The organism is Pseudodesulfovibrio hydrargyri (assembly GCF_001874525.1).
GTDB lineage: Bacteria > Desulfobacterota > Desulfovibrionia > Desulfovibrionales > Desulfovibrionaceae > Pseudodesulfovibrio > Pseudodesulfovibrio hydrargyri.
Map to the genome: position 1 here is coordinate 2,252,369 of NZ_LKAQ01000004.1, position 24,231 is coordinate 2,276,599.

Below are 24,231 nucleotides of genomic sequence, written 5' to 3' on the forward strand. Positions count from 1 at the left end.
GCCGCCCATGTGGGCGGCCTTCGTAAAATCACAAGGCGTTAGAGAGTGGTGCAGCCGTGTATTTCCTCCAGGTGGGCTTTCACTGCGGCGTAGCCTTCTACGTGAGAATGAAAGGGTGCCTGGAAAAATGTGCGAATGCGCCGTTCTCGGGAGCCGCAGCCCTAGTAGCGGGCGCGGCCGTTGCCGTTCTTGCGGCTCTTGGGGACGATGAGCACGCGCTTCATGGGACCGTCGCCTTTGGAGCGGGTGAAGACCGTCTCGTTGTCCTGCAGGGCCAGGTGGATGACCCGGCGGTGGTAGGAGGACAGGGGCTTGGTGGACTGGGTCCGGCCCAGGCTGTCCGCCTTCTCGGCCAGGTGCCAGGCGATCTGCCTGAGCTTGTCGTCCTGGCGTTCGCGGTAGTCGCCGGTGTCCACCTGGATGCGCACCGAGGCCTCCATCTTGCGGGAGACCAGCCGGTTGACCAGGTACTGGATGGAGGACAGAGTCTGTCCCTCTCGGCCGATGATCAGGCCGGAGTTCTCCTCGTCGTCGATGAAGACCTTGACCCGGTCGGATTCCAGGGTGATCTCCACGGCGGTTTCGCCCACGATGGGAGTCAGCAGCTCGCCCATGACCTCGCGAACGGCGTTCTCGAGGAGTTCCGGATCGAACTCGGACATGTCGGTGCGCGGACGTTCCTCGCGCGGTTCCCGGGGTTCGCGCGGCTCCCGGGGCTCCCGGGATTCGCGCGGCTTGCGTTCACGCGGCTTGCGCTCGCGGCCCTTCTTTTCGCCCTTGGGCTGGCGGGGCTTTTTGTCGCGGGGCTTGCGCGCCGGGGCGTCGTCGGCCGGTTCGGGCTTGGCCACGTTGCCGTTGACGTCGTTGTATTCCTCGACCGGGATGAAGTTGCCGTTGGGCTCGTCCTCGATGATCTCGGCGGTCTCGGGCTGTTCCGTGAACGCCACGGTTTCCTCGGCAGCGGGGGCAGGGGCCTTGGCCTCGCGTTTGGGCTTGGCCTGGCGCTTGGGCTTGGCCGGCTTGTCCTCGCCGTTGAGGATGTCGGAGGCGTTTACCTGGGCGCGGGGCCGGGCCTGTACCTTGGCCTTTTTCACGCCCATGATGCCGAAGATGCCGGAAGAGCCTCCGGACAGGATTTCTATTTCAAGCCGATCGCGCTGCAGATTGAAGTAATCACAGGCGCTTTCGATTGCTTCGTCCAGGTCCTTCCCCTGGAATTCCTTGAAGTCACTCATTCTCGTATCCTTCTCTAGCCGGGGTGATGAAGCCCCCCGGTGGCGTTAGTCGTTGCTCGCGGCGGCCGATGCCTTGGTCTTCCTGGCGATCATCATCTGCTGTCCGATGGACAGGAGGTTGTTGAAGAGCCAGTAGATGACCAGACCGGACGGGAACTGGAGGAACATGAAAGTGAAGACCAGCGGCATGAAGAGCATGATCTTCTGCTGCGTGGGGTCGCCTGCGCTCGGGGTCATCCGCTGCTGCAGGAACATGGACGCGCCCATGATGATCGGCGAGATGTAGTACGGGTCCTTGGCGGACAGGTCGGCCAACCAGGGCAGGTCGGTGAAGGGCAGGTGGGCGATGAACGGGGCGTGCCGCAGTTCCACCGCGCCGAGCAGGGCCTTGTACAGGCCGAAGAAAACCGGAATCTGCACGACCATCGGCAGACAGCCGCCCATGGGGTTGACCTTGTAGGTCTTGTACAGGGCCATGGTCTCCTGGTTGAGGCGCTGCTTGTCGTCGCCGTACTTCTCGCGCAGCTTGGCGACCATGGGCTGGAGCTTCTTCATCTTTTCCATGGACGCGTAGCTCTTCTGGGACAGGGGCCAGAAGATCAGCTTGATGATCACGGTCAGGATGATGATGGCCACGCCGTAGTTGCCGATAAAGCCGTAGAAGAAGTTCAGGCCCACCAGCAGCGGCTTGGCCAGGAAGTCGAACCAGCCGAAGTTGACCGCGTCCGACAGTTCGTTGGGCATCTCGGACAGCATCTTGCGGTCCGTGGATCCGATGAAGTAGGCGGTCCGCAGGGTCTTGGCCACGTTGGGCATGAAGGTGGTCTTGTCGGTCACGGCCATGCGGAAGATGTCGCCCTGCATGCCCGCGGACAGGGAGGCGTCCTCGGCCTTGGGCATGACCGCGAACAGGAAGTAGTTGGACTCGATGGCCCCCCACTTGAGGTCGGCCGGGGCGGACAACCCTTCCTCGCGCAGGTCGTCGCGGTCGCTCAGCTCCTTGCGGGTGTCCTTGGTCAGGTAGGCCACGCGGGTCTGGTTGTAGCGGTCGTCCTCGGCGGACATGGACTTGGCCGCGGCGGTGAAGGACAGGGCGCCTTCCGCGCCGGTGCCGGTCAGGTTGGTGACCGTGGCCGATTCGTCGATGAGGTAGGAATCGGCATGGAAAGTCAGCACCCGCTCGATGTGGTAGCCGTCCACCTGGCCGGTGAAGGTCAGGGTCTTGGTTCCCGCGCCCTGGTCCAGGTTCAGGTCGGAACCGGTGAAGGCCCACTTGCCGCGCTTCCAGGTGTGGTATTCCTTGTCGTTCAGGGTCAGGATCAAGCCGAGCGGTCCCTTGGAAAAGGCGTCGGCACCGATCAGGTCCACGAACGGGGAATCCCTATCAATGGTCTCGCGGTACTTCTTGAGGATGAACTTTTCGAGCACGCCGCCCTGGGAGTTGAACACGGCGGTGTAAAGCGGAGTGTCCACCGTGACGGGCACGCCGTCGGTGGGAACGAATTCGGGAACGGGAGCAGCTTCCGTGGCGGCAACGGCTGCGTCTTGGGCTTTTTGGGTGAGGGCGGCCGTCTTCTGCTCGGCCTCGGCGGCCTTGCGGGCCATTTCCGCTTTTTGTTCCGCCGAGGGACCCGTGATGTATTGCCATCCGAAGAGGACAATGAAGCTCAGGACCAGGGCAATTACAAGACGGATTTGCTCCTTCTTCTCCATGGGGTGAATCTCGCTTTGGTTTTGGAATCGGGCCAAACGGCCGGGACGGGGTCAAATCCCCCGCGGCATAGAGGCTGGCAACGAAGGAGACGCCAAAGCGTAAGGAGGCTTCCCTTGAATGCCCCGTGGCGGCACAGGGCTTCCTTCGCGTACTCGGAGCACGTCGGATGGAACCTGCAGGCCGGAGGCAGCAAGGGGGAGATGAGTTTTTGGTAAAACCAAATGAGCGCCAGGAATAGTGAGCGCATCATTTCCTCTCTAAGAGGCCGCCGCTTCCAAGCGCAGACGGCTCAAAAGCGGGGTAAACTCTTCTGTGGCGAGGGCGAGGGTCAGCTGCTTGGCCTCAAGGTTCCGCTTCGGAACAACGACGATATCCAGAGGCAAATCAAAGTCGAATTGATGCAGCCTGAAATACTCGCGCACCACCCTCTTTATACGGTTGCGCGCCACTGCGTGCCCCATCTTCTTACTGACAGTCAGCCCCAGGCGTATGCCGCCGTCAGGGGTGCTGCGCTTGCGCAGGAACAGGATGAAACTCTTCGTGAAATGCTTCTTGCCCTGCTCGTAACAAGCGGTGAACTCAGGGCTTCTGAGCAGCCGGCGCTCCTTGTTCCAAGCTAGACGGCTAATCTCTTACGCCCTTTGGCACGACGGCGGGCAAGCACTTTGCGACCGTTCTTGGTGCGCGAACGCACCAGGAAACCGTGGGTTCTCTTGCGACGGCATTTGCTGGGCTGGTAAGTACGTTTCATATCTGTGATCTCCTGAAGAGTAAAATTTGCTGAAAGTTGCGTTGAACGGAAGCATATAACCGTTGGTCCTGAGCCCGTCAAGCGGTATTTTCCCCGGGTTTCGAGGAGTCCGCTTCCAGCCGGGCGGGTTTTCTGCTACAAGCTTTTTCACTGCTTGGCGAGTGAAAAATCGACCCTTTTCCAAATTGCCGCAGAACACACTATTAATGAATTATATATCGGAGGCCATATGGACAAGCCTGTGGACAACTACTGGAACCTGCATCTGAACGACCTGGCGGAACAACTCGAGAAAAACGGCTTCGACGTGCGCATGGCCGACTCGCTGGACGGCGCGCGCGACCTGGTCGTCAACGAGATCCTCCCCGAGATAAAACCCAAGACCGTGTCCTGGGGCGGGTCCGCCACCCTGGCCGCGTCCGGGCTTTATGAGTACCTGCGCGACAACCCGGACTACGAGGCCCTGGACACCTGGGACAAGGCCCTCTCGGCCGAGGAGAAGTACGAGCTGCGCCGCCGGGCCCTGCTCGTGGACTGTTTCTTCGCCAGCGCCAATGCCGTGACCGAGGACGGCCACCTGGTCAACCTCGACATGATCGGCAACCGCGTCGGGGCCATCACCTTCGGTCCGCGCAACGTGGTCCTGCTCGTCGGCCGCAACAAGGTCGTTCCCGACCTGGAACGGGCCATGGAGCGCATCAAGGAATACGTGGCCCCGGTCAACACCATGCGCCTGAACATGAAGACCCCCTGCGTCAAGACCGGCTACTGCATGGACTGCGCCTCCCCGGACCGCATCTGCAACGCCTGGACCATCACCGAAAAGTCCTTCCCCAAGGGACGCATCAAGATCGTCCTCATCAACGAGGACCAGGGCTTCTAGGGGGGGCGGCCGCCCATCCCCTCTCTCTTCCTAAACTTTTTGCGCCGCTTCGCGGGGCTGTCTGTGGAAAAGGTGTTCATTGTTTGTGCGTTGTCTGTGCGTATCGGGGGTTGATGTGGAGAGGGTGTTCGTAAACCTGTTCGTATGCTGTTCCGTATTGGGAACACTGCTCTGGAGGGCCTGGCGATGACCGGGAAACATCTTTCCTCAGAGCGCGGATACCGGCGCATGGTCCGTCCGCGTGAGGGCGAGGTCCGGTTCCAGGTGGGGGTGGAGCAGACCGACCTGCTCGTGGTGGCCGAGCTCGACCTGCGCGACGAGATCGCCGCCTTCGTCTCCACGGTGCGCGGCGAGATCAAGAACTGGATCCTGTTCCATCCGGAGTTCGCCGAGAGCCTGGTGCCCGTGGCCGTGCCGGACGGCGCGCCCGAAGTCGTCCGGGCCATGGCGGCGGCCGCCGAGTCGTGCGGGGTGGGGCCCATGGCCGCCGTGGCCGGGGCGGTGGCCCAGGCCGTGGGCGATAAATTCGCCGCGCGCAGCCCGAACATCCTGGTGGAAAACGGCGGGGACACCTATCTGCGCTCCACGCGCGAGCGGGTGGTGGCCCTGCTGGCCGATCCCGGGTCCGGGGCGTCGCTGGGGCTGCGCATCGAGGCCGGCGCCTTTCCCGTGGCCCTGTGCGCGTCCAGCGGGACCATCGGCCACTCATTGAGCCTCGGCTCCGGCGACCTGGTGGCCGTGCGCGCCAGGGACGCCAGGCTGGCCGACGCCGCGGCCACGGCCCTGGGCAATCTGTTGGGTTCGGAAAGGGATATGGACAGGGTGCTGAAGCGGGCCCGCGAACTGGCTCCCCACGGGCTGGACGGGGTCTTCGCCCAGTACGACGCCAAGGTGGCCGCCTGGGGCGACCTGGAACTGGTGGCCCTGGACTAGAGCAGCAGGCCGTAAATCCACAGGTCGGTCAGCTTCCCCCACTTGCGGACCACGCCCCGGCGCAGTCCCTCCTGCCTGAAGCCGGTCTTTTCCAGCACCCGCCGCGAGGCCGGGTTCCAGCCGAAACAGCTGGCCGTGAGTTGTTCGATGGGCGTATGGTCGCGCATGTACCGGACCAGTTCGGCCACCATCTCGGTGGCCAGCCCCTTGCCCCAGTGAGCCGGGCCGAGCCAGTAGCCCACCCGGGCGGTGTGCGCCTCCACGTCCGTGCCCCGGATGGTCCCGCAGCTGCCCACCAGCTCCCCGTCGACCAGGACCGCGAACTGCCACTTGTCCTCGCCCGCGCCTTTCCGCGCCCAGTAGACCATCCGTTCCGCCGCCGCCTCGTCAAAGGGGTGGGGGAACAGGAAGGAGGTGTTCCAGGAGATGTCTCTGGTGTTCGCCACGGGCGGGATCAGGGGGATGTCCTCCATCCGCCAGGGGCGCAGCCGACAGCGTTCGGTGCTCAGTTCGATGCCCAGAAAATCGTTCACGTGGCCTACTCCTGCTGTTGCATGACCGCGGCGAGCATGTCCCGCTCGCGGATGCGGATGATTCGGGTGTCGTTCACGTCGCGGCCAACGGCCAGGAGATCCTGGTCGGCCAACTCCCGCACGTACCGTTCGATCCGGTCCGGGGTGGTCACGAAAGTCTCGGCCAGGGTCTTGATTGTGGGGTCGTATTTCAGTTCGAGCTTACCGCAGGCGGAGAAGAGGTCAAGGATGCGGACCACGCCCAGCCCCACGGACGGGACCTTCATGGCCTTGCGCGTGGTGGATTTGAGGCGGCCCACCAGGACGGTGATGATCGAGGCGATGACCTTGGGGGACTTGCGCATGAACTCGTCCAGGTCGTCGCGGGTGACCACGATGACCTTGGAGTCCTCCAGGGCGATGGCCGTGGCCGTGCGCACGCCGTCCTCCAGGAACAGGGCCATTTCGCCGAATATGGAGATGGGCTTGAGGATGGCGAAGACCTTCTTGCGGCCCTCCACGGTCCCGGAGATCTCGATCTTGCCCTCGGTCAGGATGTACGCGGCGTCGCCTTTGCTGCCCTCGTTGAAGACCATGTTGTACTTGAGCACGTTGCGCATCAGGTAGTTTCCGCGCGAGACCTGCTTCAACTGGACGTTCTGCTGGGTGATCATGGCCACGGGGGTACTCCTCTCTAAGCTCCTGTGCAGGGTTCATGCCCGGGGGCGGTCACAGCCGGACCACCGAGTTGCGGCCCGACTGCTTGGCCTTGTACAGGGCCTCGTCCGCCCGCTTGAGCAGGTCGTTGATGGAATCCTCGTCGTCCAGGGAGGCCACCCCGATGGACACGGTCACGGTCAGGTCCCCGGCGTCGGTGGGGATGGGCCTGGACGCGGCCATCTGCCGGAAGCGCTCGGCCGCCTCCGCGGCCCGCTCGGCGCTGGTCTCCACCAGCAGGGCGGCGAACTCCTCCCCGCCCATGCGGGCGAACACGTCGCTCTGCCGGAAACCGGCCCGGCAGCGTAGGGCGAAGGTGCGCAGGACCTCGTCCCCGATGGCGTGGCCGTATGAGTCGTTGACCTCCTTGAAGTGGTCGAGATCGAACATGAGCACGGCCAGGGAATGGCCGAACCGCTTGGCCCGGGCCAGTTCGCTCTTGGCCCGCTGGAAAAAGGCGTGGCGGTTGTGAGCCCCGGTCAGCTGGTCGCGGGTGGCCATGCGCTGCAGCCGCGCCTCCAGCCGCCGTTTCTCGGTCACGTCGTGGACGATGGAGTAGTGGAGCTGGCGGTGGCCCAGCGAGACCGGCCCGGTGAAGACCTCCACGTCGCGCCGGGTGCCGTCCTTGAGGGTGTGCACCTGCTTGAAATAGCCGCGCCGCTCCCTGGCCGCCTCCTTGAGCTCCTCGTACAGCTCCTCGTCGGTCATGCAGTCCAGCTGGCGGATGGTCATGGAGGTCATTTCCTCGTTGCTGTAGCCGTAGTACTGGCAGGCCGCCGGATTGACGAACTGGATGGACGAGTCCAGGGGGTCGTGCAGGAGCATGACCGCCTTGTTCTCCTCGAAGAAGGCGCGGTGCAGCTCGTCGCGTTCCTTCATGACCTGGGCCGCCTCCACCAGGTCGGTGACGTCCTGCAGGATGCCGTTGAAGAATCCGTCGGGGGTCAGCCGTCCCGAGACTTCGGTCCAGATGCGCGAGCCGTCCGTCCTGATCTGCTCGATGCGGAAGCGGGTGATCTCCCCGTCTTTTTTCAGGGTTTCCCACAGGCGGTCCCGGTCTTCCCGGTGGACGTAGTGTTGCAGGACGTTCAGCTTGTCCATCTGCTCGGAGGACTCGTAGCCCATGATGTTGGCCGCGTTCCGGTTGGCCTCGACGACGATCCCCTCGGGGCTGATGAGGAAGATGCCGACCAAGGCGTTCTCGAAGAGCTGGCGGTAGCGCTTCTCGCTGTCGGCCAGGGCCGCCTCCTTGCCCGCGATGTGCCTGAGCATGCGGTTGTGGGCGTCGATGACCTCGCCGATCTCGTCGTCGCTGCGCCAGTCCGCCTCGGTCCAGCGGCCGGTCTCCCCGGTGGTCCGGATGGCCGCGAGCAACGCCTTGAGCGGGCGGCTCACGGTCCGGCTGAAGGCGTAGACCGCGCCGCTCAAGGTGACGGCGATGATCAGCAGGAACTGAAACATCTGCAACAGGAAGTGCTGCCGGAACCGCTTCTCGGCAAAGGTATACGTGTAGTGGATGGCCAGCCTGCCCATGTCCACGCGGCTGCCGTCGGGCATGCGCCGGTAGATGTCACGCCACAGGGTCTTGAGTCCGCTCACGCGGTCTTCGGGCGTGATGCCGTAGGACAGGAAGAGGTCGCCTTTCTGGTCGTAGATCTCGGCCCCGAGCATGGCCGGGTTGCTCGATATGGTGGCCAGGGCGCTGACCATCTCCTCGGTCTGGTAGTTCCACAACAGGCCGTCCAGCACGCGGGTGGTGGCCGTGGCGAAGATTCCGACGTCGGTGTCGATCTTGTCCATGATGTCGCGCCGGGCGTAGTGGGCGAGCACGAGCATGAGCAGCAGGATGCCCACCAGCAGGGGCGGCAGGATGCGCACCAGGAACTTGAAGATCAGGGACCGGGGATTGATCCCCCCGGGCTGCCGGGGGAGGTGCTCGGCGGCCTTTTCGGCCTGTTTCTCCGGGGGCGCGGCCATGAGCGGTCGGCCCTCAGGCCAGCTTGCTCTCCACGCTGTGGAGCTTCTGGCTCATGCCGTCGCGGCGTCCCTTGCGGGCGTCCACCTTGAGGGTCATGTACAACCGGTCGGAATCCTTTTCCAGTTCGCGGTAGCAGGCGTCAACCACCGCCATGACCTCGTCCCATTCGCCTTCGATGCTGGTGCCCATGGGGCAGAGGCGATATTTCAGGCCGGATTCCTTGATCACGTTCAGGGCGCGCGAGACGTAGGCGCTCAGGCCGGAGCCGCCCTTGTCCAGGGGGAAAATGGAAAGATCGACGATGACGGCCATTGCTGGGATCCTCCTCGGGATTGCTGATTCGTCTCCTGTTTTAGCCGAATTTTAGGCCGAGTGGAAGAATGTATCAATTATTGTTTGTGACGGCGCTTGTCTGCGTCCGGAACGGGCCGCTTCGGGCAGGGAAAATACGAAGCGGTGGAGCCCTTGATCGGGCCCAAAAGGGACCGCCGATGCCCGTGGGCAGGGCATTCCGTAATTTCTATTACGTGTTCACGTCAATTCGCCTAGCGTGCCGATTCGCTTGAAAGTTTTTTGAAGTTGCCTATTGATTTTGTTTGTAAAGCGCGATACGACGTTGTTAATTAATTTTTCCGGGGGGTTATAGCACGAACTCGGAAAAAGAATGTTATTCGTGTCACGTTTTTGTTAATCGTGACAAGGAGACGGTTTAGGTCCGAGTTCGGGCTTGTGCCCGGCGGTTATGACGGGAATAACGGTGTTCTCCGCCATAACAGACTCATTTTATTACGGAGGTGTTCTATGAAATTTTCCGTAGGTCATGGCAAGGAAGGAGCCGTGGAACGGCTGGAAAAACGCGGCGTCTCTCGCCGTGATTTCATGAAGTTCTGCGGAACCGTGGCCGCAGTGATGGGCATGGGTCCGGCTTTCGCCCCGAAAGTCGCCGAAGCCCTCACAGCTGACAACAGGCCCGACGTCATTTGGCTGCACAACGCAGAATGTACCGGTTGTTCCGAATCCATCCTGAGGACCGTCGAGCCCTACATCGACGCCCTCATCCTGGACTACATCTCGCTGAACTACCATGAGACCATCATGGCGGCGGCGGGTCATGCCGCAGAGAAGGCTCTGTGGGATACGGTCAACGCCGGCAACTTCGTGGCCGTCATCGAGGGCGGCGTCCCGACCGCTCCGGCCGGCACCGCCAACGAGGCGGGCGCGTACGGCAAGGTCGGCGGCCACACCATGCTGGAGACCACCACCAAGGTCGTCAACGCCGCCAGCGCCACGATCACGTACGGTACCTGCGCTTCCTACGGCGGCGTGCAGAAGGCCGCTCCGAACCCGACCGCGGCCAAGGGCGTCGGCGAGCTGTTCCCGGGCAAGGCGTTCATCAACGTGCCCGGCTGTCCGCCCAACCCCTACAACCTGGTCGGCACCATCGTGCACTTCCTGACCAAGGGCATGCCCGATCTCGACGACGTCGGGCGTCCGACCCTCTTCTTCGGCGAGACGGTGCACGACAACTGCCCGAGGCAGGAGCATTTCGACATGGACGAATTCGCGCCTTCCTTCGGTTCCGAAGAAGCCCGCAAGGGCTGGTGTCTGCGTAAGCTCGGTTGTCGCGGTCCCGAGACCTTCAACAACTGCCCCAAGGTCACGTTCAACCAGTACAACTGGCCTGTCCAGTCCGGCCACCCCTGCATCGGCTGCTCACAGCCCGATTTCTGGGACGGCGCCGACTGGGATGGCGAAACCTACTTCTACGCCGACCTCACCGACATGTAGTCGGCGGTCCGCAAGGGTTTCGTCCAACTAACGCAGACAGAATCAGAATTCTTAAGGAGGATACAATATGTCTGGTTGCTCCCCTAAAGCCGCCCCGATGGCGCATGGGAAACACGATGTCGTAGTTGATCCGGTCACCAGGATCGAGGGTCACCTGCGCATCGAGGCCGTGGTCGAAGATGGCAAAATCGTGGACGTCCGCAGCAGCTCCCAGCTGTTCCGCGGTCTGGAGATCATCCTGAAAGGCCGTGATCCCCGCGATGCCCAGCACTTCACCCAGCGCTCCTGCGGCGTCTGCACCTACGTGCACGCGCTCGCTTCCGTCCGCTGCGTCGACAATGCCGTCGGCGTGGACAAGGAACTGCCCCACAACGCGACCATCATCCGCAACCTGGTGCTGGCCGCCCAGTTCATGCACGACCACATCGTGCATTTCTATCACCTGCATGCCCTGGACTTCGTCGACGTCACCGGCTGTCTGTCCGCCGACGTCAACAAGACCGCTGAAATCGCCGCCGCCGTCGCCAAGACCGTGCGCCCCGATCCCAAGATCGTCACCTCCAAGGAAGACCTTCAGAAGACCAAGGACACCGTCAAGAGCATCGTCGACTCCGGCCGTCTGGGCATCTTCACCAACGCCTACTTCCTCGGCGGACACCCGGCCTACGTGCTGCCGCCCGAGGTCAACCTGCTGGCCACCAACCACTACCTGAACGCCCTGCACCTGCAGGTCAAGGCCGCCCGGGCCATGGCGGTGTTCGGTGCCAAGAACCCGCACACCCAGTTCACCGTCATGGGCGGCGTGTCCTGCTACGAGGGTCTGACCGACAAGTACATCAACGACTTCCTGGCCCTGTACGCGGACATCAAGGACTTCATCCTCGACTGCTACATCCCGGACCTCATCGCCGTTGCCGGCTACTACAAGGATTGGGCCTCCATCGGCGGCACCACCAACTTCATGAGCTTCGGCGAATACCCGGCGCAGGGCGGCGAGGCCGACCTGAACTCCCGGTACATCAAGCCCGGCGTCATCTTCGATCGCAAGATCACCGACGTCCAGGCCTTTGATCCGAGCAAGATTGAAGAGCACGTCAAACACTCCTGGTACAAGGACGGTTCCCCGAAGCATCCTTACGCCGGCGTCACCGATCCCATGTACACCAGCCTGGACGACAAGGCGAAGTACTCCTGGATGAAGGCTCCCCGCTACGACGGCAAGTCCACCGAAGTGGGCCCGCTGGCCACCTGCCTGGTCAACTACGGTCTGGGCCATCCCGAGTTCGTCAAGTACGTCAACTTCGTGCTCGGCAAACTGGAAGTCGGCCCCGAGGCCCTCTTCTCCACCCTGGGCCGCACCGGCGCCCGCGGTATCGAGTGCCTGATCACCTGCCTGAAGACCGAAGACATGGTCAACGATCTGAAGGAGAATATCGCCAAGGGCAACCTCGACATCTGCAAGGATTGGGACATGCCCGCCGAAGCGCAGGGCGTCGGCTTCGTCAACGCTCCCCGCGGCGGCCTGAGCCACTGGATCGACATCAAGGGCGGCAAGATCGACAACTTCCAGCTCGTGGTCCCGTCCACCTGGAACCTCGGTCCCCGCTGCGACAACAACCTGCCCGGCCCCACTGAAGAGGCCCTGCTGGACAACACCCCGATCGCCGATCCGGAACGCCCGGTCGAGATCCTGCGTACCGTCCACTCCTATGACCCCTGCATCGCCTGCGGCGTGCACGTCATCGACAACAAGACCGGCAACGTCAAAAAGTTCCGCGTCTTGTAAGAGTGCAGGCGCTGACGCGCTAAAAAACAGAGGCCCGGCTTTTGCCGGGCCTCTTTTTTTCGCGCTGGTGCCTGTGGCGGCTATAGGGGGACAGCCAAGATGAGAAGGCAGAGGGTGCCGGGGAATCCGGGCGAATATGGGACGAATGAAGGACGGGCGCGGGATTCCCGGGAATTCTTGGTTTGACGGGGGCGTCTTTCCAACTTGAGAGAGAACTCAAACGAACAGCCGCGTTTTGACAGACAACCTGAGAAGGAGTCCGTCCAAACGCGGCTGTTCGTTTTGGCCAGGGCTAGGGCAGTTCTCGGCCGACCCAGACGACGTGGCCGATGATGCGCACGCCGTGTACCAGGTCCCCCTCGATGTCCACCTCTATGGGAGGATAGGCCGGGTTGTAGCTCTTGAGCAGCATTTTGCCCGGCAGCGTGTCGATCATCTTCAGGTAAACCATGTCTTCCACCCCGATGGCGTAGACCTGACCGGGGCGCGGTTCCCTTTGACTCTGGTCGATCAGAACGGTGTCGTCGTTCTCGATCTTGGGCTCCATGCTGTCGCCCGCCACGCGCATCAAAACCATTTGCGCCGGATTCCCCCGTCTGCTCAGGAACTCGTTGCGGAAGGCGTAGCGTCCGTTGACCTCGCCGCTGGATTCGAACGAGCCGGAACCCGCGGCCAACCGGGCCTGAACCAACGGAACCATGACCAACTCGGTCCCATCCATGCAAACGCGGGGGCCTTTTCCCGATTCGTCCTGCCCCGACGGTTCAATGCCTGTGACAAGCCACTGAATACTCACACCGGTTGAGTCGGCCAGAGCACATAGAAAATCTACGCTCGGGGTTCTTTCGCCACTTTCGTAGTTTCTCAATGTGTTAAGGGCGACACCAAATTGGTTCGCGTACTCCTTCTGGGACATTTTCCCGCGAAGATCTTTAATCCTTTGACCAATACTCATAGTGTTAAAGTCCCATGACAAAAGGTTAACGCTAACATTAACACCACGGGCAATCGATAATACACTGATATGATTGCAAATACTCTAATTACTACGATTCTGAACTTTAACGCAAAAAAGTGGTTGCAATATGATCAGTATCGTGGTTACTAGAGGCCGTGGGCAGTCATAAAAAATACTATTTACCAAATGCACTTTAGATGACGCCGTCCACGGGGTCAACATTCGACCTAACAAGAAACTGCTCGACCATGCCGACGCGATCCGGACGGATGCGAGGCGGGGAGGGGGCGCAAGAAGCCATTGGAGTTGAAGCTATGACCATGAGCACGAACGTGCTTGCCGGGATTGGAGCCGGCCGTGACCGAAAGCCCTTTGCGATCAAGGAATGGATGTTCGCGCGGGGGCTGACCCAGGGCGACATACGCGACAGGGTGGGCATCAGCCAGTCCGTGGTTTCCCGGACGATCTTCGGCAGCGCGAACAACCGGCGCGTGCTGGCCTATCTGCGGGATGAAGGGTGCCCGGTTCATGCGTTGGCCCTGCCCACGGACATGAAAGCGTAAAGCTATGAAAGAGTCATACACGACAAAAGAGCTTGTTGCCATTTTGGGGACAACGGCCATGACGGTCTCCCGCCGCTCCAGGCGCGAATCCTGGCAATCCAAGGCCCGCCGGGGCCGCGGCGGCGGCAGGGAGTGGATCGTCACCGGCCTCCCGGAAGACGTGCGGGCCGCGATAACCCTGCATGAGGCGAGCTCCGGCACTCCGGCACTGCCCGCCCAGGATGTGGTCATACCCGACTGGGCGCACCAGGTGGGCATGGCCCGTTTCCGGCTGGTCAGCGAATGGCGGCAGTTCGTCGGGAAGAGCAAGTCCCCCAAGGGACGGGCGACCGAGGCCTTTCTCCTTGGGATCAACGCCGGGCAGATGCTCGTCAAGGAGCATGAACTCCTCGGCGACGTGTCGGACAAGACGCTCTACCGCTGGGACAAGAGGCTGCGCGACAACGCCGAGGATTACCGCATCCTGTGCGACCGGCGCGGCAGGTGGTCGAAAGGCGGCAGGAAGGGGCTGGGGCAACTCGGGCCGGAAGCCGAAAAGGTGTTCCTCGGTTGCTGGCTGACGCCCAACAGGCCGAGCATCGCCCTGGCCTATGAGACCATGAAAGGCATTTTCGCCAAGCACGAAATCAAGGTGCCGAGCTACCGCTCCGTCGTCCGCTTCGCCCGGCGTTTCGACGAGGATCACCACGACCTGGTCGTCCTCAAGCAGGAAGGCGAGAAGGCGCTCAAGGACAAGGTTGGGCCGTACATCGCCCGCAATGACAAGCTGCTGTCTGTCGGGGACGTCCTCTTTTGTGACGGCAAGGTCCTCAACTTCCAGTGCATCCACCCGACAACGGGCAAGCCGTTTCGTCCGACGCTCATCTGCTGGTACGACTGGCGGTCCCGCATGCCGGTGGGCTGGGAGATCATGCCCTCGGAAAATACCGTGGCCATCAGCTCCGCGCTGCACATGGCCATCGGGACCCTCGCCCGGTATCCGCGTTGCGTCTACATCGACAACGGCAAGGCCTTCCGCGCCAAGTATTTCAGCGGCGTGGACGCCGATTTCGAGGAACTCAACGGCCTGTATGCCCGGCTTGGCATCGCGGTGCAGTACAGCCGCCCCTACGAGGCCCGGACCAAAATCGTCGAGCGCTTTTTCCGCACCTTCGATTCGCAGTGCGAACGGCTTCTGCCGAGCTATGTGGGCAACTGTATAGACAACAAGCCCGCCTGGATGAAGCGGAACGAGCAATATCACGAGGCGGCGCACAATGAATGGGTGCCCACCCTGCGCGAGGCCTCCGAAATCTTTAGGCTGTATGTCGGGTGGTACGGCCGACAGGCCCATGGCGAACTCGGCGGACAGCGTCCCCTGGATGTCCTGCACGCCGGTTTGGGTGACGGCGTGGACCTCACTGAATTGGACCGCCACTTCCTCTTCCGGCAGAAAATCCACCCCAAGCGGTGCGGATTCACCATCGGCAATGTCCGGTTTGAGTCCGACGCGCTGTACGGCCTGAATAAGCCGCTCATGGCCATGTACCGCTGGTCCGACATGGCCGAGGTGTACCTGCACACCCTCGACGGCGAACGCATCGGCACGGCCCGGCCCGTGGAGGCCCTCCATCCGCTCGCCCGCATGTTCGGCGACGAGCTTGATCTCCTCAAGGTGCGGGAAGCCAACAAGCGCCAGCGCCAGCTCAAGTCCGCCACCATGAAGATCGTGAAGGCGTTCGACGCGGAGATCGGCGAAAACGGCCTCCAATCCCTGCCGTGGATGAAGCAGGAGCGTGCCCCGCTCAAGGCCGTGCCCAAGTCCAAGAAGGCCCAGGCCGACCCCGCCCTGGACGACGCCGAAAGAGAGCGTCTGGAAGCCCTCCGGGCCAAGGTCAGGCGCCTTCCCTCGTCCGCCCTGGAAATCCCGGACTTCTTCGCCTCCGAGTTGGAGAAGTACGAGTGGTGCTTCGAACAAGCCGTCAGGAACGGCCACGAACTCCCGAGCGAATACCAATCTTTCATGACCGCCTACGAGGCCTCCAGGGAGTACGAGACCGCCACGGGCGCACGTTTTGATCAACTGAGGCAATTCTACCGGCAACAGAACATAGCGAGGTAATACATGCGGCAAGACATTTTCATAGAAACCGGCAACGTGGCGAAGCTGCGCAAATCCTTGAGCGCCCTGAGCGATACTGAGCGGGGCCGCCCCGGCATCGGCGTTGTCCAGGGCGAGGCCGGGCGCGGCAAGACCATGGCGGCCAGGGAATGGCACGCCGTGAACGGCGGCATCTTCCTGCGCGTGCTCGAAGGCTGGAGCCAGTTCGGTTTTTTGCAGGCGCTGACCTTTGAACTCACCGGCGAACGGCCCAACAACACCGGCCGGTGCCGGAGCCGCATCATGGAGGCCCTGGCCGAAACGCCGCAACCGATCATCGTCGACGAGGCCGACCGCCTCCTCATGCTCCGGATCGAGGATCTGCGGGACATTCACGACATGACGGGCTGCCCCGTGATCCTGATCGGCGAGGAAGGATTCCACCCGAAGCTCCATGCCCGCAAGCGCGTGCACTCCCGGGTGGTGGACGTGGTGAACTTCGAGCCCGTCAAGGCCGACGACGTGATGCTTTTCGCCATGCGGGCCGCCGCCCTGGAAATCTCGCCGGAGGCCAGCCACAAGCTGGCCCTGTTGGCCAAGGGCAGCTTCCGCGTGGTCTACGGCTACATCCTGCGCCTCGAGGACTACGCCAGGGCGCAAAACACCAAGGCCATCGACGCCAGGGCCGTTGAGGCCCTGCGCATCGGGAGGACCTAACGATGGCGCCTTCCGACATGGACAAACTGCGCGGCGTGCTCCTCGGCCTGAGCGAGGGCGGCAAACACGAAATCAGCAACGTCCTCGTGTTCCAGGCCATGGCCCTGGAAACCGAGTCCGAGAAGGCCCGTGTGCGCCGCCAGCTCGACGTCATGGCGCGCCGGAGCGAGCTGACCCGCATCAGGCCCGGCCATTACACTTACAACCCCGGAGCTGCCCGGCAGCGGGGCGAAGGCCATATTCGCATGTGGCGTGCCGTCCGGGCATCGACCGGGACTTTCGGCATCGCCGAGATCGCCGCCGTGTCGCATGTGGATGCGCCATCGGTCGGCAGGTACCTCAAGCTTTTGCTTTCACTCGGGCTTGTCCGGCGCAACGGCAAGAGGGGGGCGAGCCTTCTTTACTCCACGACCGCTTTGGGGCGCGACCGGCGTGAGACGCCGTATCCGCCCGTTGCTCGCCGCGATCCCTTTGCCGATGAACGTGCCGCCATGTCCCGGCTTGCCCGCGTATTTTTTGAAGAAGACCTGTATTCCGACCCGGCCCGGCAGGTTGTGGTCAGAGAGTGCAGGGCCATCTTGGAACGTTTTGACACCAGAACCGAAAAAGGAGGCTTTCGATGAGCCAAACCGCACGTACCAACAAGGATAACGGCTGGATCGTCAGGGGCGACGGCGCGATCAGCGGAGACATCATGAACTGCGCGGCCCGCATCCGCATCCTGGCCGACAGGCTCGCCGGCGAGGACCGCGTGGAGGCGAACAGCATCGCGTCCGCCGTGGCTGACGGGGCCATGCGCGTCAACGGCCTCGAACAAACCATCATCCGCTAGGAGATATCATGGAAGGCAACATCACCCCGAACGGCTTTTGGAAAGACGCCAAAGGCAACCTTGTCGCACCCGGGAACGTCCGGGAATCCGACAAGCTCGCGGACGAGGTCGTCCGGGAGCTTTACGCCGATGCCCGGCGCATCAACGAGGAACTGGCAACGTTCAAGCGAAACGCCCTGGACGACATCCGCACCCATCTGGCCCTCGTGGCCGAGAAGTACGGGGTCAAGCTGCGGGGCAGGAAGGGCAATCGCGTCCTCTCCACGTTCGACGGGACCATCAAGATCACGATCAACATCCAGGACCGGATCAAGTTCGGCGAGGAACTGGTCGCCGCCGAGGTGCTCATCAACGAGTGCATGGCGGAATGGACGCATGGCGCCAACCCCAACCTGCGCACCATCGTCGAAAAGGCCTTCCAGGCGGACGCCGAGGGCAGGATCAGCGTCTACCGCATCCTCGACCTGCTCCGCCTGGAAATCGACGACGACCGCTGGCGCAGGGCCATGGCGGCCATCAAGGACAGCGTCCGCGTCATCGACAGCAAGGAGTACGTCCGCATCTACGAACGGGACGAGAGCGGCGAATATAAACCCCTGCCCCTCAACATCGCCGCGGCCTGACAGGATAGTCAGGCTCGGCGCATACGGGAGGCGCTCGAGGAACGGGACGGCGAAAGGCGAATCATGGAAACGATCAAGGCCACGGCCTGCGCGCGGTGCGGCGTCACCGGCCGGTGCGGCCGATGCGACGACCAGTTCACCGCCCAGGCGAGGGCCGTCATCCAATTTGTCTCACGTTGACCGGCATGGAGGTTACGACATGACCACACGGCATTTGAAGGAATTCGCGGACCTGTACGGCAAGGGGTTCCGTCCGTACCAGGGTGAAATTCTGCCCGGTGTATATGAGGAACTGCGGTGCAGAGACCCGAAAAAGGCGTACTGGATCTGCAAATGGCCGATCTTGTACTGCTTCGGTTGCGGCGAACGGTGCACCCCGAAGTCCTCGCAGGGCTTCCAGGTTATGCTGCCCGAACCGGCGGGGGGAAAACGCCGCCCAGCCTTTGCCCTGACCCCAACGGAAATGTTGCGGGCGAAGTCCTTTCTGCGGGCGGACGAGGCAGCCTATTGCCTCAGTGTCAGCCCTCGCAAGGTCTACGCCATGGCCGCCGAGGGGAAACTGGTCGCCCACGTGGACAAACCCTTTCGCGTCACCGTGGAAAGCGTGAGGGAAGAGATGAACCGCATCGATATATAGGGAGGGTTGTCATGCCCGTTCTCCTGTCCCTGTCCAGTTTCGCCGTTTATACATCGACGTAGTGTGGCTCCGTGCTCAAATGTTTCTTGGTGCATGCCGCTCATGCGATACATGAAATAAAATCCGCGGTTCTCCAAGCAACAAGCAAAAAAGGCGCCTGTTTTCAGGTGCCTTTTTGTTTGCAGCGTCCGCGTGGCGTCCCGCAAAGGCCTCGTTGGCCCGATAGTATCTCCCCGTATTCGCCAGTCCCGCCCCAAGGGACCTCGTACAACGGCGGGGCCGCAACGGCCCCGCCAAACAGGGAGAAATCATGCACAAGAAAAGCGTCATCGTCGTCCGGGTCGATCACGGCCTCGACGGCACGTTCGGACGTATGTTCCTGCCCGGCGGCGCGGACCGCGTCAGCGTGGAGCCGCCGTGGAGGGACAACCGCACGGCCGTGTCCTGCATACCCCCCGGGAAATACGAATGCGAGATCAACGAGTCGCCGCACTTCGGGCTTTGCCCCGAGGTCCTGGGCGTGCCGGGCCGCTCGCACGTCCGCATGCACGCGGGCAACTGGGCCGGCGACGTGGAGGCGGGCCGCCGGTCCGACTCCGAGGCCTGCATCCTGCCCGGCCTGCGTTTCGCCACGCTCGACGGCCAACCCGCCGTATCCGGCTCCCGCGCCGCCCTGGCCGAACTCCTGAACGCCGTCGCCGACGGCGATCCGCGCCCCGGCACCCGCTTCGACCTCGAAATCATCGACGCCACCGGCGAGGCCGGGAGGGAGTGGGACGATGGGACTCGGTAGCCTGCTCACCGGCGCGCTCAAATTCATCCCCGGCATCGGGCAGATCGTCACCGCCGTGGAGGGCGTGGCGACCATAGCCGGTGCCGTGGGCGGCGAGACCGGCAGGAAGATCCAGGACGGCGTGGCCATGATCACGGACGGCCTGAAGGAAGCCGATGCCCAGCCGTTGACCGGCGAGCAGCAACTCGCCCTCAAGGAGGCGGGCCTGGCCACCACGGTCAAGCTCCGGGAACTGGACCTGGAGGACGTCGAAGGCGGGCGCAGGCTCGCCAAGGCCGAGATCGCCTCCAGCGACGAATACGTGCGGCGCACCCGGCCCCAGCTTTTGCGCTGGTACGGCAAGGGCACCTTCCTGCTCATCTTCTCGTGCGTGGCCGTGGCCTTCATCTCCGCCTTTTTCTCGTCCGTCGACAAGGACGAGGCCGCCTTCATCATCGACGTGCTCAAGTGGGCCCTGCCCACGGTCTCCGGCACGTTCCTGATGATGTACCGGTCCTACACCGGGCACCGCACCCGGGAGAAGCTGGGCGAGGCGGGCATGCAGCCGGAAACGGCCATGGACAAGGCCATCAGGCTGTTTCGGGGGTAGTCCGTGGAGCTGCATCACATAGACCTCGCCCTGCGCATCGTCCAAGTCGTGGTCCTGCCCATCGTCGGCATGCTGCTCAAGCTGCTGCTGGACCAGCGCAGGCAGCTCGCCGAACTCGACAGGCGGATAACCACCGCCGAGGCCTGCCTGAAGAACGTCCCCAGCGAAGAGGCCCTCCACGATCTGGCCCTGACCATCCGCGGCTTTGGCGGAGACCTGCGCGTCGCCGTCGAAAAGATCGAAGGCATGGGCCGCATCGTGGGCCGCCTGGAAAAGGTCGTCACCCGTCACGAAGACTACATGCTCAACGGGGGGAAATAGGCGGCCTGTCGTCTTTAGGGCGAAGCCGGGCCGTCAGTGCGCGGACGCGGCGGTCTTTAGCAAGCACAGTTCGCATGGCTTACGGACAAAACCGGACGGGGCGGGAAGAATAAGGCCTGAAAGTACGGCGGTCTTGGCCTGACGGGCGATCCGAAACCGGAGCCCCGGAATGACGGAAAGGGAAGTGAAGGTGCCGGAGTTCCATATGAGGATCCCGGCGTGTTTCACCCGCCGGCAGGACCCGATATGCGGGCGGACACCTTTGAACCAGTCCAAAACCAGTCCAAAACACGAAAACGAGGCACCTGTGCACTGCGAAAGCGCCAACCTGACCGACTATATGCCCGGAGCATGTCCGGCCGCCGCCGAGAGGCGGATGTCCTGCTTCTCCATGAGAACCATCCAAAACGTGCCCGGCGAAATCGAAGACGCCTTTGCCCGCATCCAAGGGGGCGGACAATGAGACGGATCGCCACAGAGGTCATCACGGCGGCCGCCGTTGCGGCGGGCCTGCCCGAAGACGCCGTCATGATCGAACCGGACGGGGACGGCGCCGCCTTGCCGAGCAAGCGCGTCGGGATCGCCTTTCTTGACGAGCAGTACACCCGCACGGGCCGCCCGATCCGCAAGCGGGCCACGGTCGGCAAGGAGTCGACCCACCGCACCCTGACCCGTGAAAGGGCGTCCGTCCGCCTGTCGGCGCGGGCCGCGGTCCACACCGACGACGAGGCGTGGCTCAGTGAATTTTCCCGCCGTTTCGTGGCCGCGCTGCCCAAACGGACGGTGGACGAAAACGGCAACGCCGTCGGCGTGGCCGTGGACAGGGCCGAGTATGGCGGCTTCGCCGCCGAGGCCGATGCGACCGGCCAGGCATTGTCCAAGACCTTTTACCTCATCTTTACCGGCATGATCACCACCGAGAACGAGATTCCGCTCATCACGAGCGTAACCATTACCCCCGAATACAGGGAGGCAAGCAATGAGCAAGAACAAGACTGAGGCCCGGCCGATGTTCCCCGTTGAGGATCTGGCCAGGAATGCGGGCGTGCCCGCATGGGAACTCGCCGCGCTTCGCGTGGGCATGAATTGGGCGGAAGGCAAGCAGGTCGCCGAGAGCGACTTCGCCGACGCCCTGAACCGATTGCGCACCCGTCCGCAGGGCGGCGGCGCCCTCTAGGGAGGAAACCATGAATGATGTAATCGAATACCTTATCGACGGCACCAGCGGGCTGGCCCCGGGTGACGTGTCCGGCTCCGCCGTCATCGTCGGCGTGTGCTCCAAGGGCACGGTCGGCAAGGCCTACCTGCTCGGCAAGCGGAGCGACCTGACGGAGCGGCTCGGCACCGGCCCCCTGGTGGACCGGCTGCGCGACGTCTTCGCCACCGGCGGCCAGGAGCCGACCGTCATCGCCGTGCCGGTCGAAGGATTGCCCGGCGGCTACATCGGCAACGTCGGGCACACCGGCTCCGGCCCGGACGCGGCCGTCAGCGGCGTGGCCGGGGCCAATGCGGACGCCGTCGTGCAGATCGTGGTGGCAGGCCAGCTCGGCACCGCCACCTACAAGCTGTCCCTGGACGGCGGTGAGACGTGGGGCAACGCCACGGCCACCCCGGCCAACGGACAGATCATCCTGGGCGAGTCCGGCGCGGTCCTGACCCTGGCCGAAGGGGCGCACGTCGAGAACGACGCCTACGCCGTCACCGTGCGCGGCCCCATCGGCCCGGTCAAACGGATCGGCGCGGGCCCGACGATCACCGTCACCGGCACGGTCAAGGCCGGAGCCGAAGTGGTCCTGCTGGTCACCGGCGCCGGAGGCCGCAACGTCGGCACCTACCAGCTCTCCGAGGACGGCGGCGACAACTGGGGTCCGGTCCGCACCATCCCGGTGGACGGCGCGATCCCGGTCTCCTCGACCGGCGTGACGGTCACCGTCCCGGACGAGGACCTGACCCTCGGCACCGAGTACCATTGCCGCCTGAACGCTCCGGTTCCGTCCATCACGGCGGTCATGGGCGCGCTGGAAACCCCGCTCGCCCTGTACGACCCCGAGTTCGTCTACATCGTCGGCCCCAGCGACGCCGTGGACTGGGCCGCCTGCGGCGTCCGCGCGGACGAGCTGTGGAACCAGCACCGGCCCACGTACATCAAGACCGAGTTCCGGCTGCCCTACGACGGCGAGGACCTGAACGACTGGGTCGCGGCCTGGAAGACCGAGCGGGCCAGGTATTCGCACCGCTTCGTGCAGTCCATCGCCGCCTTCGGCGAGGTCTCGGACTCCACCGGCCTGCGCCGGCTGCGCAACTGGGGCGGCCTGCAATGCGGACGCGTCCTGTCCATCCCGGTCCACCGCGCCACCGGCAGGGTCTCGGACGGTCCCGTCAGCCAGGGCACGCTGCCCGACGGCTGGGTGGAGAACGGCATCCATGAGGCCCTGGAGGACGCCGGAGCCGTCTCCGCCAAGATGTACGCCGGGCTTTCCGGCGTGTATTGGGGCGATTCCCGCACCCTGGCCGAACCGACGAGCGACTACCGGTACGAGGAAATCCTCCGGGTGGTCTTCAAGGCGGTCCGCCTCGCCCGCATCGCGGCCCTCAAGTCCATGTACGACGAGGCGGGCGACCCGGCCCTGGAGGGCAACGCCTCCGGCCTCGCCTACCTCAAGGGCAGCATCGAAAACGCCCTCGACACCATGACCAAGGCCACCCCCAGGGAGATGGTCGGGTACGTGGTCGCCATCCCGTCCGGCCAGGACATCGTCAACAACGGCGTGGGGGTGGAGCAGACCCTGATCGGCGTGCCCATCATCCGCAAGATCAAGCTCTTCTCCAACTTCACCTATGCCGGATCCAACTTCGATCCGCGACTGAAGGAGGTCGCATAATGTCCGTAAACGGTATTCTCTACGACTGGGAGTCCGTCGAGGTGCAGTTGCCCGGCGGCGTGGCCGTGGGCATCACCAGCATCAGCTACAGCGACGAACGGCCCGTCGAGGCACGGTACGGCAAAGGCAGCGTCCCGCGCGGCTATGGCCGCAAGAACTACAAGGCCTCGGGCTCCATGGAACTGGACCGCGACGAGGCCGAGGCCCTGCGCGCGGCCTTGGGCGGCTCGGTCTACGACGGCGCCCCCTTCCAGATCGTGGTCAGCTACGGCAACGACGACATGCCCACGGTCACGGACACGCTCCCGGCGGTCAAGATCACCAAGAGCGACACCAGCGCCGGGCAGGAGGACGACAACGCCGGGGCCATCAAGCACGACCTGACCATCCTGGCCCCGATCAAGTGGGGCGGTACCCCGGCTCTGTAAACCGGGACATCCAACCTGAGAAAGAGAGGACATCATGGCAGAGAACACCCCCAAGGCGACGGAGTACATGGAGCTGAAGCACGAATTCTTCGACCGTTTCAAGGACGAGGACGTGAGCTTCATCTTCCACTTCAAGCGCCCCTCCACGCCCCAGGTCAATCGGGTGCAGAAGACCGTGCTCAAGAACGCGGGCCAGGCCTTCCGCAACCTGATCATGGAAACGGTCCGGCCCGAGGAAAGGGACCGGCTCAAAACGGCCCTGGACGACTACTCCGGCCTCGCCTCCACCTTCGGCGGCGCGCTCATGGGTTCGTGCGGCTTCGGTGATCTGGGAAACTGATCCAGCGCAACCTGCAACAGATAGACGGGGACGGCATGACTCAATACGCCGTGCTGATCAGGCACTGGCTCCACGAGCCGCCGTCCCCGTCGGTCGAGGACTTCGCCCGGCAGGCTGCGCAAGCCGTATGGTTGGAGAAAAGATATAATCCGGGCAACAAGGGCTAGAGTT

Annotated in this window: 30 protein-coding genes and 1 pseudogene; 20 read left to right on the top strand and 11 right to left on the bottom strand. The window is 63.3% G+C overall.

Features of this window, described 5'->3' with window-relative positions; all coding sequences use genetic code 11:
• Positions 1-161: 161 nt before the first annotated feature.
• From BerOc1_RS14620 to rpmH, 5 genes are read right to left on the bottom strand one after another with little or no spacing between them, the layout of a single operon-like run.
• Positions 162-1,235, bottom strand: a complete 1,074-nt coding sequence (locus tag BerOc1_RS14620) for a Jag family protein (protein ID WP_071546394.1) — start codon at positions 1,233-1,235, stop codon at positions 162-164.
• Between the two features lie 45 nt (positions 1,236-1,280).
• Positions 1,281-2,948, bottom strand: a complete 1,668-nt coding sequence (gene yidC, locus BerOc1_RS14625; protein WP_071546395.1) for a membrane protein insertase YidC — start codon at positions 2,946-2,948, stop codon at positions 1,281-1,283.
• Positions 2,918-3,199: a membrane protein insertion efficiency factor YidD gene (gene yidD / locus BerOc1_RS14630; RefSeq protein WP_071546396.1), complete on the bottom strand. Its 282-nt coding sequence runs from the start codon at positions 3,197-3,199 to the stop codon at positions 2,918-2,920. The genes yidC and yidD overlap by 31 nt, the downstream gene beginning before the upstream one ends.
• 7 nt (positions 3,200-3,206) lie before the next feature.
• Positions 3,207-3,578 (bottom strand): ribonuclease P protein component, encoded by a 372-nt coding sequence (rnpA, locus tag BerOc1_RS14635; protein WP_071546397.1) that lies wholly within the window; start codon positions 3,576-3,578, stop codon positions 3,207-3,209.
• Positions 3,566-3,700 (bottom strand): 50S ribosomal protein L34, encoded by a 135-nt coding sequence (rpmH, locus tag BerOc1_RS14640; protein WP_071546398.1) that lies wholly within the window; start codon positions 3,698-3,700, stop codon positions 3,566-3,568. The genes rnpA and rpmH overlap by 13 nt, the downstream gene beginning before the upstream one ends.
• Before the next feature lie 229 nt (positions 3,701-3,929).
• Between rpmH and BerOc1_RS14645 the strand changes: the two genes are divergently transcribed.
• Positions 3,930-4,583 (top strand): lactate utilization protein, encoded by a 654-nt coding sequence (locus tag BerOc1_RS14645; protein ID WP_071546399.1) that lies wholly within the window; start codon positions 3,930-3,932, stop codon positions 4,581-4,583.
• 186 nt (positions 4,584-4,769) lie between these two features.
• Positions 4,770-5,516, top strand: coding sequence for a UPF0280 family protein (locus tag BerOc1_RS14650; protein WP_071546400.1), 747 nt, complete (start codon positions 4,770-4,772; stop codon positions 5,514-5,516).
• Here the strand turns inward: BerOc1_RS14650 and BerOc1_RS14655 are convergent.
• From BerOc1_RS14655 to BerOc1_RS14670, 4 genes are read right to left on the bottom strand one after another with little or no spacing between them, the layout of a single operon-like run.
• Positions 5,513-6,049 carry a GNAT family N-acetyltransferase gene (locus BerOc1_RS14655; protein WP_071546401.1) on the bottom strand — a complete coding sequence of 179 codons (537 nt, stop codon included), beginning with the start codon at positions 6,047-6,049 and terminating at the stop codon, positions 5,513-5,515. The two genes, BerOc1_RS14650 and BerOc1_RS14655, sit on opposite strands and share 4 nt — an antisense overlap.
• Before the next feature lie 5 nt (positions 6,050-6,054).
• Positions 6,055-6,702, bottom strand: coding sequence for a Crp/Fnr family transcriptional regulator (locus BerOc1_RS14660; protein WP_242653056.1), 648 nt, complete (start codon positions 6,700-6,702; stop codon positions 6,055-6,057).
• A 55-nt stretch (positions 6,703-6,757) separates the two neighbouring features.
• Positions 6,758-8,722 (bottom strand): GGDEF domain-containing protein, encoded by a 1,965-nt coding sequence (locus BerOc1_RS14665; RefSeq protein ID WP_071546403.1) that lies wholly within the window; start codon positions 8,720-8,722, stop codon positions 6,758-6,760.
• Positions 8,723-8,735: 13 nt separating this feature from the next.
• Positions 8,736-9,035 (bottom strand): MTH1187 family thiamine-binding protein, encoded by a 300-nt coding sequence (locus tag BerOc1_RS14670; RefSeq protein WP_071546404.1) that lies wholly within the window; start codon positions 9,033-9,035, stop codon positions 8,736-8,738.
• A 489-nt stretch (positions 9,036-9,524) separates the two neighbouring features.
• Between BerOc1_RS14670 and BerOc1_RS14675 the strand changes: the two genes are divergently transcribed.
• Positions 9,525-10,511: a hydrogenase small subunit gene (locus BerOc1_RS14675; RefSeq protein ID WP_071546405.1), complete on the top strand. Its 987-nt coding sequence runs from the start codon at positions 9,525-9,527 to the stop codon at positions 10,509-10,511.
• A 67-nt stretch (positions 10,512-10,578) separates the two neighbouring features.
• A complete protein-coding gene (locus BerOc1_RS14680) occupies positions 10,579-12,297 on the top strand; it encodes a nickel-dependent hydrogenase large subunit (RefSeq protein ID WP_071546406.1) in 1,719 nt (572 codons plus the stop codon).
• Between the two features lie 292 nt (positions 12,298-12,589).
• On the opposite strand, the gene BerOc1_RS19325 is transcribed toward BerOc1_RS14680, so the two are convergent.
• Together BerOc1_RS19325 and BerOc1_RS19435 are read right to left on the bottom strand one after the other, a co-directional pair.
• On the bottom strand, positions 12,590-12,997 hold the full coding sequence (locus tag BerOc1_RS19325; protein ID WP_242653058.1) for a S24 family peptidase: 408 nt from the start codon (positions 12,995-12,997) through the stop codon (positions 12,590-12,592).
• A 75-nt stretch (positions 12,998-13,072) separates the two neighbouring features.
• Positions 13,073-13,252 (bottom strand): annotated as a pseudogene (locus BerOc1_RS19435) (helix-turn-helix domain-containing protein); the annotation flags it as partial.
• Positions 13,253-13,569: 317 nt separating this feature from the next.
• Between BerOc1_RS19435 and BerOc1_RS14690 the strand changes: the two are divergent.
• From BerOc1_RS14690 to BerOc1_RS19440, 16 genes are all read left to right on the top strand, one after another.
• Entirely contained in the window at positions 13,570-13,818 is a 249-nt protein-coding gene (locus BerOc1_RS14690; protein WP_242653018.1) for a hypothetical protein, read from the top strand.
• Between the two features lie 58 nt (positions 13,819-13,876).
• Positions 13,877-15,919, top strand: coding sequence for a DNA-binding domain-containing protein (locus BerOc1_RS14695; RefSeq protein ID WP_165610826.1), 2,043 nt, complete (start codon positions 13,877-13,879; stop codon positions 15,917-15,919).
• 3 nt (positions 15,920-15,922) lie between these two features.
• Positions 15,923-16,615: an AAA family ATPase gene (locus BerOc1_RS14700; protein ID WP_071546409.1), complete on the top strand. Its 693-nt coding sequence runs from the start codon at positions 15,923-15,925 to the stop codon at positions 16,613-16,615.
• 2 nt (positions 16,616-16,617) lie between these two features.
• Positions 16,618-17,238 carry a hypothetical protein gene (locus BerOc1_RS14705; protein ID WP_071546410.1) on the top strand — a complete coding sequence of 207 codons (621 nt, stop codon included), beginning with the start codon at positions 16,618-16,620 and terminating at the stop codon, positions 17,236-17,238.
• Positions 17,235-17,447, top strand: a complete 213-nt coding sequence (locus tag BerOc1_RS14710; RefSeq protein ID WP_071546411.1) for a hypothetical protein — start codon at positions 17,235-17,237, stop codon at positions 17,445-17,447. The genes BerOc1_RS14705 and BerOc1_RS14710 overlap by 4 nt, the downstream gene beginning before the upstream one ends.
• Before the next feature lie 8 nt (positions 17,448-17,455).
• Complete coding sequence (locus BerOc1_RS14715) at positions 17,456-18,070, top strand: DUF3164 family protein (RefSeq protein ID WP_071546412.1); 615 nt, start codon at positions 17,456-17,458, stop codon at positions 18,068-18,070.
• Positions 18,071-18,269: 199 nt separating this feature from the next.
• The gene (locus tag BerOc1_RS14720) at positions 18,270-18,707 is read left to right on the top strand and encodes a helix-turn-helix domain-containing protein (RefSeq protein ID WP_071546413.1); all 438 of its coding nucleotides are present in this window, start codon (positions 18,270-18,272) and stop codon (positions 18,705-18,707) included.
• Positions 18,708-19,017: 310 nt separating this feature from the next.
• The gene (locus BerOc1_RS14725; protein WP_071546414.1) at positions 19,018-19,500 is read left to right on the top strand and encodes a DUF5675 family protein; all 483 of its coding nucleotides are present in this window, start codon (positions 19,018-19,020) and stop codon (positions 19,498-19,500) included.
• A complete protein-coding gene (locus BerOc1_RS14730; RefSeq protein WP_071546415.1) occupies positions 19,487-20,089 on the top strand; it encodes a hypothetical protein in 603 nt (200 codons plus the stop codon). The genes BerOc1_RS14725 and BerOc1_RS14730 overlap by 14 nt, the downstream gene beginning before the upstream one ends.
• A gap of 3 nt (positions 20,090-20,092) precedes the next feature.
• A complete protein-coding gene (locus tag BerOc1_RS14735) occupies positions 20,093-20,410 on the top strand; it encodes a DUF2730 family protein (RefSeq protein ID WP_071546416.1) in 318 nt (105 codons plus the stop codon).
• A gap of 459 nt (positions 20,411-20,869) precedes the next feature.
• Entirely contained in the window at positions 20,870-21,409 is a 540-nt protein-coding gene (locus BerOc1_RS14745) for a hypothetical protein (RefSeq protein WP_071546418.1), read from the top strand.
• Entirely contained in the window at positions 21,390-21,587 is a 198-nt protein-coding gene (locus BerOc1_RS14750) for a hypothetical protein (protein ID WP_071546419.1), read from the top strand. Before BerOc1_RS14745 ends, BerOc1_RS14750 begins: the two co-directional genes overlap by 20 nt.
• Positions 21,588-21,597: 10 nt before the next feature.
• Positions 21,598-23,292: a DUF2586 domain-containing protein gene (locus BerOc1_RS14755; protein ID WP_071546420.1), complete on the top strand. Its 1,695-nt coding sequence runs from the start codon at positions 21,598-21,600 to the stop codon at positions 23,290-23,292.
• Complete coding sequence (locus BerOc1_RS14760; RefSeq protein WP_071546421.1) at positions 23,292-23,720, top strand: hypothetical protein; 429 nt, start codon at positions 23,292-23,294, stop codon at positions 23,718-23,720. The genes BerOc1_RS14755 and BerOc1_RS14760 overlap by 1 nt, the downstream gene beginning before the upstream one ends.
• Positions 23,721-23,754: 34 nt before the next feature.
• Positions 23,755-24,060, top strand: coding sequence for a DUF6848 family protein (locus BerOc1_RS14765; RefSeq protein WP_071546422.1), 306 nt, complete (start codon positions 23,755-23,757; stop codon positions 24,058-24,060).
• Positions 24,061-24,095: 35 nt separating this feature from the next.
• Positions 24,096-24,227, top strand: a complete 132-nt coding sequence (locus BerOc1_RS19440; RefSeq protein WP_278248072.1) for a hypothetical protein — start codon at positions 24,096-24,098, stop codon at positions 24,225-24,227.
• Positions 24,228-24,231 lie beyond the last annotated feature (4 nt).